The organism is Occallatibacter sp., from assembly GCF_049802275.1.
Taxonomy (GTDB): domain Bacteria; phylum Acidobacteriota; class Terriglobia; order Terriglobales; family Acidobacteriaceae; genus Telmatobacter.
Genome location: NZ_JBARMD010000465.1, coordinates 1 through 7,413, shown reverse-complemented (window position 1 = coordinate 7,413; position 7,413 = coordinate 1). Strand labels below are relative to the sequence as shown.

The window sequence follows — 7,413 nt, the reverse complement described above, 5'->3', positions numbered from 1 at the left end:
CTCTTTGAATGGTTCGCGGTTTTTGTTTGCATTCCGCTCTTCTTTCTCTTCATGGCTCTCCTGAATCGCTTGCTCCGTTACCTGGCACGCAAGATTCTGCGGCGCCTGCACGGCAAGCCAGAATTGGCTCTCCCCGATATCTTGCCGATACCGGTTCGGCTTCTGCTTATGGCTTGGGGTATTCACAAGGTGAATTCCAAGGTCGAGCTTCCGCTGTTTGCGCGGCAGTTATGGAACGGCTCCGGTACCGTCATTGCCATCATTGCAAGCGTCTGGCTGCTCATTCTGCTAGCCCGCTGGGGCGAGGCTTATCTCAGTCGATATCTCCGAAGTCGAAACCTAAGCGGGGCCACTTCGATGGTTCGTCTTGCACGCTGGGGTGTCGACCTTCTTATCATCTTTGCCGGCTTACTGATGACCCTGAAATACTTCGGCGTCAACCCAACCGGCGCACTGGCCGGCCTCGGCGTCGGCGGCATCGCCGTCGCTTTCGCCGCGCAGAAGACTCTCGAGAATCTAGTCGGCGGCGTATCCCTCATCTTCGACAAAGCGGTGCAGGTGGGTGATGTGTTGAAAGTGGGTGACACGCGAGGGACAGTCAAGGAAATCGGCCTTCGGGCGACCCGCATCCTGACTCTCGACCGAAGCCTGGTCAGTGTTCCTAATGGGCAGATCTCCACAATGACGCTCGAGAATCTTTCTTTCAGAGATAAGTTTTGGCTTCACCCGATCCTCGGTCTACGCTACGACACATCATCGAAGCAGATGCGAGCCCTCCTCAATGGCATTCGCAACCTGCTGAAGGAATGTGTTCATGTCGAATACGACTCGATTCGCGTTCGATTTACTCATTTCAGTCCCTCTTCTCTCGAGGTGGAGGTTTACGCATACGTTCAGGCCAAAGATTGGGGTCAATTCCTCGAGGTCCAGGAAGAACTTCAGCTCCAAATGATGGAATGCATCGAGTCAACTGGAGTTCAGATTGCGCTTCCGGCGCAAAACATACAGCTATCCGCACCCATCGCTTCCCGAAAAGGCGGTACGGAAGAATTGCCCGAAACACCGGTTGCTGAGACCCAGCATATCAACGAAGCGGGATCAGATCTGCATGAATAAACGAGAAAGAGTCAGCCATGACAAAGGAAGCGTTGCGCTTACAAGAAGCACACAAGGGCAAAGTCAGTTGGAAAAAATGGGGACCCTATCTTAGCGAACGACAATGGGGCACGGTCCGAGAAGACTATAGCGAAGGGGGTGACGCCTGGAATTATTTCACCCACGATCAGGCGCGCTCGCGTGCATATCACTGGGGCGAGGACGGCATCGCCGGCATTAGCGACGAGAAACAGATCCTCTGCTTTGCACTGGCGCTGTGGAATGGTAAAGATCCAATCCTCAAAGAGCGCATGTTTGGGCTCACGAACAGCGAGGGTAATCATGGCGAGGACGTGAAGGAATACTATTTCTATCTCGATAGCACGCCCACCCACTCTTACATGAAGTACTTGTACAAGTACCCGCAGGCGGCGTTTCCCTACGGCGATCTCATTGAAACGAACAAGCGTCGCAATTATAACGACATGGAATATGAGCTGCTCGACACAGGCATCTTCAGCGAGGATCGCTATTTCGACGTGTTTGTCGAATATGCCAAGGAATCGGCCGAAGATATCCTGATCCGGATTACAGTTTCAAATCGTGGGCCGGAAAGGGCCGACCTTGCGGTGTTGCCAACCTTGTGGTTCCGGAACACCTGGTCGTGGGGGAAGGATTCTGTCAAGCCGCTCCTCGAGCAGAAAACCGGGACAGAGAACACATCGGTGATTGGTGCTTCCCATCCCGACCTCGGCGTTCGATATCTCCACTGCGAAGGTTCCGCGCCTCTGCTCTTTACAGAGAATGAGACGAATGACGAGCGCGTGTTTGGCCAGCCCAACTCCACTCTATACGTGAAGGATGGAATCAATGAATACGTCGTGCATGGACACGCCGACAAAGTGAACCCGAAGCAGACGGGAACCAAAGCATGCCCACATTACCAGTTGGAGGTGCCGCCTAGAGAGAGTCACGTGATCCGGCTGCGGCTCACGCCGGCTGCTGCAGGCTCAGAGAAGTGCACGGGAGCATTCGGAGACAACTTCGACAAGATCATCGCATCGCGCTCGAAAGAAGCCGACGAATTCTATGCGTCCATCACACCGGACTCGGTATGTGAGGATGCCGCCATGGTGATGCGGCAAACATTATCCGGAATGTTGTGGAGCAAACAATATTACGGATACAACGTCGACCAGTGGGGGAGGGAACATCCTGGACAAAAATATCAGGGCCGGAATAGTGAGTGGACTCACCTCGAAAATTCTCAGGTCATCTCGATGCCGGATAAGTGGGAGTACCCATGGTACGCAGCCTGGGACCTCGCATTTCACAATATCGCGCTCGCCATGGTGGACCTGGACTTCGCAAAGCACCAGATGCTCTTGATCTTGGACGATGACTACCTGCACCCGAATGGCCAGCTTCCGGCCTACGAGTGGAACTTTAGCGACGTCAACCCGCCGGTGCATGCGTGGGCCGCACGGGTCATCTACGAAACGGAGAAGGCTGCCCTGGGCAAGGGCGACCTGAAGTTTCTCAAGGAGGTGTTTCAAAAGCTGGTGGTGAACTTCAATTGGTGGGTGAACCGCAAAGACCCCAGCGGGAAGAACATCTACGGGGGAGGCTTCCTCGGGCTCGACAACATCGGCGTTTTCGATCGGAGTGCCCCGCTCCCCACGGGTGGTCATCTGGAACAGGCGGATGGCACCGCGTGGATGGCCTTCTTCTCACAGTGCATGCTGCAGCTTGCCATCGAACTGGCAACGCACGATTCGGCCTATGAGCCCATGGTGGTAACGTTCTGCAAACATTTCGTTTCGATCGCCTCAGCCATGGATCATGTGGGGAATGAGAGCGAGAGCATGTGGGACGAGGAAGACGGGTTCTATTACGACATTCTCCGACTACCGGACGGGACTTCAACCCGTTTGAAGGTGCGGTCTCTGGTTGGCCTGTTACCGATCTGTGCCGCAACGGTGTTTCACGGGGATATCAGGAAAAACATGCCGGGTGTAATGCAGAAGATGGCCACATTCCTGGAGAGGCATCCCCAGTTGGCGGCATCGATGTCTCTTGAATCTGCGCTGAAGGATGGTGTAGGTGGCACGCGGTTGCTCGACTTGATGACAGAACAGAAGTACCGCCGAGTGCTGTCGAGGATGCTGGACGAGTCGGAGTTCCTGAGCCCATACGGAATTCGCTCAATCTCCCGCTACCATCTGGAACATCCCTACATCTTCACAGCGGGAGGCCAGGAGTTCCGGGTGCAATACACACCAGCGGAATCGGATAGCGGCATGTTCGGTGGAAACTCGAACTGGCGTGGACCGATCTGGATGCCGATCAACATTCTGCTCATCAGGTCTCTCCTTCACCTATACCAATACTACGGGGATGAATTCCAAGTGGAGTGCCCGACGGGCTCTGGAAAGTTGATGAACCTGTTTGAGATTGCCCAGGAACTCAACCACCGCTTGGAGCGTATTTTCGTTCGCGATATGAACGGCCGCCGGCCGGTCTTTGGCGGAGCTGAGAAGTTTCAAACTGACCCTTACTGGAGGGATTGCATCCTCTTCTATGAGTATTTCCATGGCGACAACGGCGCCGGAATCGGAGCCAGCCACCAGACCGGATGGACGGGCACGATCGCCAAGGGGATCCAGCTTTTCGGATACTTGACGAAAGCCGATGCTCTAGAGGATTGGGGAAAGGCTGTTTTCTCGAAAAAAACCGCACCCGTCGCAAAACCCGTAGCCTAGGAATCGAGGACTTCTGACCCGATGATTCTATCTGTAGCGATCTGAGGACTGAGTGTTGAGGAGTGGCACCAATCTCAGCGACAACGCGACTCAGGCTCCGTACTCTCAACCGTGACGATTCTCGCGCCCACCGTTATGGGCTGACTGATACCGTCTTGCGTAATCTGTATAAGGTGGAGTTCAAATGATTTTCCGGCATTCGTTATGCGCACTAGCTCTCTGCGCTCTCATTTCGTCTCATGCAGCACCGCAGTCGGCTCCGGACGCGGCAGCGCTGAATGGGCTTGCCCCTGTTACCGTTTTGTTAAATACGGACGACGGTAAAGCCGCCCTGGGAGCGAACTATACAGTCACCGGCGGAATTCAGACTGGCGCGATCACTCAGCCAACGCTGCTGCCGTTTTCTGAACAGCAACAGCAGGCGCTGCGGGATGCCTTCATTACGGGCAGTAATCTCGCGCAGCTTGCCGATGGATTCGGCACAACCCTTGGATCAGCGTATGTTGCGCGTTTTCACTATATCGATCAAACGCGCACATCCAAGCTCCCGCAATCCATCGGAGATCTGATCAGCTATGCGACCGCGGTTTCTGGCGTCCACGCGAACGCGGGTAAGTATTTTTTCGCTAACGAAACAACCGATGGAAAAAAGCCCGTATCTCCTGAAGAAGCGGCAATTCTGACAGAAAGCGGCGGTGTCGAGGACATCTTTGGCAAAGCCTACAGGATCCCAGCAAGGACTGTGGGGGCCGATACATATGGCAATTCACGCCCCTTTCAGACGGAGCCACGCGTCACCCAATTCGAGGGGCCTGACTACCTGAACAACCCATCGAGCAACTTTGTTTATAACCACGGTCCAGTGATGGATCTGACCGATAGCCCTTCGTATCCGAGTGGCCACACAACGTATGGCTATACTGGCGCGGTTTTGCTGGCCCTGCTAGTGCCGGAACGGTATGCGGAGATGATTGTGCGGGGCGCGGAGTATGGAAATGACCGCGTGATTATGGGTTCGCACTATGTGATGGATGTGATGGGCGGACGAACGCTAGCGCTCTTCGATATGGCGCATCTGCTGGCAAACGATCCAGCGTTCATGGGGTTGTCCGTTCGTGGGGCACCACCGATCAAGGACTTTCAGAGCGCGATGAAGAAGGCGCGCGCCGAACTGATGGCGATACTGCAGAGCGGCTGCGGCAACGCCATTGAAACTTGCGCGAAGGAAGATGCGGGCCGATTCAGCGATGCTGCTAGGGATGAAGCTTTCTACGATACGACACAGACCTACAGTTTGCCCGTGGTATATCCCAAGAACGCCGGAGTGCTGGAAGATGTCGGGAAACTCTCTCCAAAGGCCGGATATTTGCTGACGCAGGCTTTTCCTTCTTTGAGCCTGGAACAGGCTGACAAGATCCTCACTGAAACGGAGGGACCAGGAGGCGGGTTTCTGGACAATGGCTCAGAGTTCGGCGTCTACTCGCGGCTCAATCTTTATGCTGCCGCACGGCGCGCGGAGCAGATTGTTAGCGGTAAGTGATTCATTCATCCAAGTGCTGATCCCAGCGATGGCAAGTTTTGAATGCCGTTACTGAAGGTACTCGGCAGGGCGTATAAAAACCGGACGGCTGGCATCACTGCCAGCCGATTTGGTCCTGTAAACATCGTTCGGATACTCAAAGCTAACGTTCTTTGGGCGTCGGTTTGCTGTTGGTCTTTTCGTTGTAAATCTGATGGCTGTTCTTGTTCTCTTCCTTATTTGCCTGATGCTTCTGCTGTTGAGTCAATGCTCCCCCGTTAGCAGTTCGCTGGTTGTGAACCTGTTGAGTGAGGACTGCCTGGTTGTAATTGGTTCTGGACGCTTCACCTGAAGTCATCTGCCCGCTGCGCAGGCCATTGGCGGTACGCTGTTGCTGGTTTGCTTCGCGGTTGTCCACTTCATTCCGCGCCATTCTGATAACTGATGAGGCAATCAACTTGCGCCAATGCGCTGTTCGGGGCGGCGGACCAGCCAAACCTTCGACATCAGCCAGCTCACCGAGAGACCTACGGTGCAACCGAACAGCACCTCCGCGACCTTGTGCAAGCCTCGCTCGATCCCGACCGTCGCAGAGCCGCCAGCGAGACCAGCAGCGATGACGATACAGGCCGTAATCGGCGCCTGACGCCACATGGTTTTTACGCGCACCACGAAGGTGGAAATCAATACTGTAACGGCGAGTGCAACCGGAATCATGCGTTCTCGGCCGCTCCCCAATACGAGAAAGAGGAATCCAACTGCGCACCCGACCGCGACATTAATCAGCCGGCTCTTGAAGAGTCGGCGTGCCTCCTCAGGAAGTGGCTCCGCGGCGGCAATCATGGAGGCGATCGCCCAGATAGCATTGTGATCGCCGACTGCCTGCAGGGTGAACCACACAATGGTCGCGGCAAGGAAGACGTTCGCCGCAAAGCGAAGTCCCAGCAAATCATCAAATCCAAGGCCGAGCCCTTCCGCCAGCGCCTCGGCTTTCTTAGACAATGATTCCGATACAACCAGTTTCATCGTGCACCCGTGTGTTTCCGGGACGAGGCAAATGAGAAGCTGAATCCGTTGACGAGCCCAAGTAGGGTCAGGGTCGCGCCCAGTACACGATCGAAGTCCTGCTGCGCCCGATCATTAATGTTCCCTCGCCCATCGCGGAGAAATACCAGCGCGAAAAGAGATAGTGCGAAAGCGACGAGTGGAGAGCCCTTTAGAGTTGTCACGGGACCCTACCTCTGCTTTCGCCAGTCAACCGTTTCTGCACCTCGCCGGTCACTATTTGGCCGCGCCTACCGCAAGGTCTTCGCGATTAAGTTCTTCAGTTGGAACGCGACGAGCAAACTGACGCGCCGCGAGCAACGATACCAGTAGTGGTACTGGAAGTGCAAGGAGGCGTGCAACGCCCGCACTCTCAATTAGCAACTAAACGGAATGGCACAATCCGAGCGGAATCTGTGATCACTTGAGCAACACAATGGTTGCCATAAGAGCAGCATAAGAGGGCTGGCATTCTTGACAGTTTTCGATCCGGAGGCATGCGGATAGGATGTTTCGCAACAGCCCGTTCTTTCCAACTACGCCGCGAAAGACCTAATCCCTCCAGAAGATGCAATCTGCGTTGACTCTCCCACAAAATCCTCTCAAACAAGCTGGCAAAAGCTGGGAGGAATCCCGGCGTGTTCGGAGAAGGCTTGGTATATCTAACAGTTGATTAAGTGCCATAACGTTCATAGCCTGTCTCGCTGCAATCAACGCTGAGGCTCGAGAGCCAGCCATGACAGAGGCATCACCAGAAATGAAGAAACTGCAACTCAACAGGAAGCTGAACGGGAATAGAGCGTCCTAAGAACTCGTTGAAATTCGTCTGATTGCGGCGTGTTTCCTGGCGATTTTCATTTCTTCCTGTTCGAAATCTGTTTGAAGTACAGTTCTTCCGGTGTTTATAGGTGTTTGCAAGCCTCAGGGAATCATTCCCGAGGTTCGCAACCGTTGCTCAGGCACACTTCTCCCGCAGCATTTCCGGTGGCTGAG

The 7,413-nt window shown here is 54.6% G+C and carries 5 protein-coding genes; 3 read left to right on the top strand and 2 right to left on the bottom strand.

Annotated elements, in window-relative coordinates; all coding sequences use genetic code 11:
* The 3 genes from WA354_RS16090 to WA354_RS16080 all read left to right on the top strand — a co-directional run.
* On the top strand, window positions 1–1,116 hold a 1,116-nt coding region (locus WA354_RS16090), incomplete at its 5' end, for a mechanosensitive ion channel family protein (RefSeq protein WP_472814038.1).
* 17 nt (window positions 1,117–1,133) lie between these two features.
* Entirely contained in the window at window positions 1,134–3,857 is a 2,724-nt protein-coding gene (locus WA354_RS16085) for an MGH1-like glycoside hydrolase domain-containing protein (RefSeq protein WP_472814037.1), read from the top strand.
* A gap of 184 nt (window positions 3,858–4,041) precedes the next feature.
* Window positions 4,042–5,397: a phosphatase PAP2 family protein gene (locus tag WA354_RS16080; protein WP_472814036.1), complete on the top strand. Its 1,356-nt coding sequence runs from the start codon at window positions 4,042–4,044 to the stop codon at window positions 5,395–5,397.
* A 142-nt stretch (window positions 5,398–5,539) separates the two neighbouring features.
* Here WA354_RS16080 and WA354_RS16075 read toward each other — a convergent pair whose 3' ends face one another.
* Both WA354_RS16075 and WA354_RS16070 read right to left on the bottom strand, forming a co-directional pair.
* Window positions 5,540–5,809 carry a hypothetical protein gene (locus tag WA354_RS16075; protein ID WP_472814035.1) on the bottom strand — a complete coding sequence of 90 codons (270 nt, stop codon included), beginning with the start codon at window positions 5,807–5,809 and terminating at the stop codon, window positions 5,540–5,542.
* A 20-nt stretch (window positions 5,810–5,829) separates the two neighbouring features.
* Window positions 5,830–6,378: an FUSC family protein gene (locus WA354_RS16070; protein ID WP_472814034.1), complete on the bottom strand. Its 549-nt coding sequence runs from the start codon at window positions 6,376–6,378 to the stop codon at window positions 5,830–5,832.
* Window positions 6,379–7,413 lie beyond the last annotated feature (1,035 nt).

What these genes read in the sequence shown, in the direction of transcription:
- WA354_RS16075 (WP_472814035.1), bottom strand. Translation starts at nt 5,809, where the DNA reads ATGGCGCGGAATGAAGTGGACAACCGCGAAGCAAACCAGCAACAGCGT.
- WA354_RS16085 (WP_472814037.1), top strand. Translation starts at nt 1,134, where the DNA reads ATGACAAAGGAAGCGTTGCGCTTACAAGAAGCACACAAGGGCAAAGTC.
- WA354_RS16080 (WP_472814036.1), top strand. Translation starts at nt 4,042, where the DNA reads ATGATTTTCCGGCATTCGTTATGCGCACTAGCTCTCTGCGCTCTCATT.